Annotated in this window: 3 protein-coding genes; all 3 read left to right on the top strand. The window is 47.3% G+C overall.

Going from position 1 to position 2,843, the window contains the following annotated elements; genetic code table 11:
- The first annotated feature begins 102 nt into the window (after window positions 1-102).
- Entirely contained in the window at window positions 103-2,214 is a 2,112-nt protein-coding gene (locus IQ260_RS29490) for a peptidase domain-containing ABC transporter (RefSeq protein ID WP_193996617.1), read from the top strand.
- 131 nt (window positions 2,215-2,345) lie between these two features.
- Window positions 2,346-2,537, top strand: coding sequence for a hypothetical protein (locus IQ260_RS29485; RefSeq protein ID WP_193996616.1), 192 nt, complete (start codon window positions 2,346-2,348; stop codon window positions 2,535-2,537).
- An 83-nt stretch (window positions 2,538-2,620) separates the two neighbouring features.
- A partial coding sequence (locus IQ260_RS29480) for a hypothetical protein (RefSeq protein ID WP_193996615.1) occupies window positions 2,621-2,843 on the top strand: 223 nt, incomplete at its 3' end.

Raw genomic sequence — 2,843 nt, 5'->3', positions numbered from 1 at the left:
GCACACCGAAACTCAGAGAAATAGGGACCATAACCGGAACTCACATCAACAGGGTCGTTTCTATCTTCATTAACCTTATGTCCTTTATTTCTGTATAAATTGATGCCGTTTGAATTTGGAATTGCTGATGGCACGATCGTTGATCGCCTTGATGAACTTCCCTCACCAGCGATTTTGCACTGGCGAGGAGTCCACTGGGTTGTTTTTTATGGTCGTCGTCGAAATCGCTTTGTGATCATGGATCCTGGCGTCGGCTTACGCTATTTGACAAAAGATGAGCTACTCCATGGCTGGGCGGATCGAATAGCACTACTACTCAATCCAATGCCCGACGTCTTAGCCCAAACCGCTCAGATGGTTTCCGGCTCTGCTTCCCACATGACTCGGTGGCTCCACCAGCTCTGGTTTCATCGTCGGATCTTACGAGAAGTATTTGCCATTAACATGGTTCTGGGGGGAGTCTCCCTGGCCATGCCCTTTCTCATTCAAATTCTCACCGATGATGTTTTAGTCCGCCAGGACACGCGATTGCTCAACATCGTTGCGCTCTCTATCGGTATCCTTGTTTCCTTTGGTGCCCTATTTAGTTGGATCCAATCCAACCTGATTATCCATTTTGCCAAACGCCTAGAGCTAAGTTTGGTAATGGAATTTGCGCGTAAGTTATTACACTTACCCCTGAGCTACTTCGAGAGCCATCGCAGTGGCGAAGTTATCAGCCGATTGCAGGATGTCCAGATGATTTACCATCTGGTCACTCATATTGTTGTCGGTTTACCAGGTCAAATTTTTATTGCCCTGGTTTCCCTACTGCTGATGACAATCTATAGCCCTGCGCTTACCTGTGTTGCCCTAGGTAGCAGTCTATTAATGACATTGGTAACCCTTACCTTTTTACCGACTCTGCAGCGGCAAACGCGGGAAGCCCTAGTGTTAGATTCAGAGAATCAAGGGCTGTTGGTTGAAACCTTTAGAGGCGCGAGCACGTTCAAATCCATGGTAGCCGCCGGGGCACTTTGGGACGAGTTACAGGAACGTTTGGGACGTGTGGCCAAAGTTACTTTTCGGACCGCCCAGCTGAGCACTATTAACAGCGGTATCTCACAGCTCGTGTCAGGGTTAGGCAACATTGTTCTGCTATGGTCAGGCAGTCATCTAGTGATGGCAGGCCAGTTGAGTATTGGTCAGCTGCTGGCGTTTTACAGTATGAGCCGTAATTTTATGGGGCTCATGACCATGGTGATCTCCTTAATGGACGAGTATGCACGGGTCCGAGCTGCAACACAGCGTCTCTCTGAGGTTATTGATACGACCCCAGAAGTCTCCGCTGATCAGGCTGAAGATAGTATTAAATTAGCTCACAATGCTGATATTCTCTGCCATGATGTTTCTTTCTTCTATGGTGGGCAAGTCCCACTGATGGAGAAACTCTCGTTAGAGATCCCTGGAGGTCAGGTAACGGCTATTATTGGCACCTCTGGCTGCGGCAAAAGTACCTTGGTTAAACTACTTGCAGGCCTATACCCATTACAGTCTGGCAATATTCGGATAGGACCTTATAATCTTCAGGACTTATCCCTAGAGTGCCTACGGAGTAATGTCTTACTAGTCCCCCAAGAGCCTAATTTTTGGAGTCGCTCGATTATTGACAATTTTCGCCTAGCTGCCCAGGATGTTTCCCTAGAGGCCATTGTTGATGTTTGTCAGCGGGTAGGTGCCGATGACTTTATTAGCCAGTTTCCACACAGCTATCAAACAATCTTGGGAGAATTTGGTGCAAATCTTTCAGGAGGACAGCGACAGCGTTTAGCGATCGCACGCGCCCTGTTACAGAACCCACCTGTGCTAATCTTAGACGAGGCCATGTCAGGCTTGGATCATGAGAGTGAGAAGCAAGTACTAGAACAGCTCTTGGCCTACCGTCGCGACAAAACTACGATTCTAATTAGCCACCGACCTAGCGTACTACACTACGCAAGCTGGTTAATTGAACTACAGTCAGGACAGCTGGTGCGACAAGGCCCTACGAAACGCACTGACCTGTCAAAGCCCATGTTACAACCTATGTTGAAAACATCACAATCATCTATAGATTCTTCTGATAGTGAGAGAGATTGGTGTAATACTAGGGAGACCATAGCAAATGTATTTCCATTATTGCCAGAAACTAAACCTCAACATCCTCGGTGGTCTAATCTCCCAAAAACGGGCTGATGTTTGCTGATGGTTTAAACTACCGTTGCTAATTGCAGGTCTAGCTTTAGGCAATTCATTTGTTTTGACGTACTGCCAGCTAAATCAACAGTAAAGGATTTTTATGAAACAGAATACAAGCCAGTCGTCTGATGTCAGGCGATCCGGATCGTCCGTTCAGAATGATTTGTTTACGGCCATTCCCCCCACTGCAAGCAGCCACGTTAGCGGTGGTCATTGGCACAGCAGCTACTCTACCAGTTTTTCAACCCCACCACGGCACCATAGCCACGGCTATGGCCGCCGTCCCTCTTATTCCCATCAGATGGCTGCTCAACGATTAAACCAAGCTCTGTTTGCCTAACTCACTGCTTGATTATCATCGTTCATTGTTTAGTTTTTTCGATTATCCATAAGGAGTGTTCCAATGTTTAAGACTCGCATTTCTCAGTCTTTACTCTTAGCCTTATTACCCCTAGCGGCTCTTGTTGGTGTCAGTGCTGATGCAGTCGCTGCCGAAACGACAGAAACAACACCGCGCATTGAAGTAGACGTAGAGACAGTTCGAGCAACACCCCATCCTTGGGGACATCGTCATGCCGAGCCAGAGATTATTCATGAAGAGTATGATCATAGCCATGACCATGAAG

This window comes from Leptolyngbya cf. ectocarpi LEGE 11479, assembly GCF_015207065.1.
GTDB lineage: Bacteria > Cyanobacteriota > Cyanobacteriia > Phormidesmidales > Phormidesmidaceae > Leptothoe > Leptothoe ectocarpi.
This window is presented reverse-complemented; position numbering and strand designations above follow the sequence as displayed.

Bases quoted from the DNA above. Each gene is read 5' to 3' on its own strand.
- IQ260_RS29485 (WP_193996616.1), top strand. From the start codon at position 2,346: ATGTCAGGCGATCCGGATCGTCCGTTCAGAATGATTTGTTTACGGCCA.
- IQ260_RS29490 (WP_193996617.1), top strand. From the start codon at position 103: ATGCCGTTTGAATTTGGAATTGCTGATGGCACGATCGTTGATCGCCTT.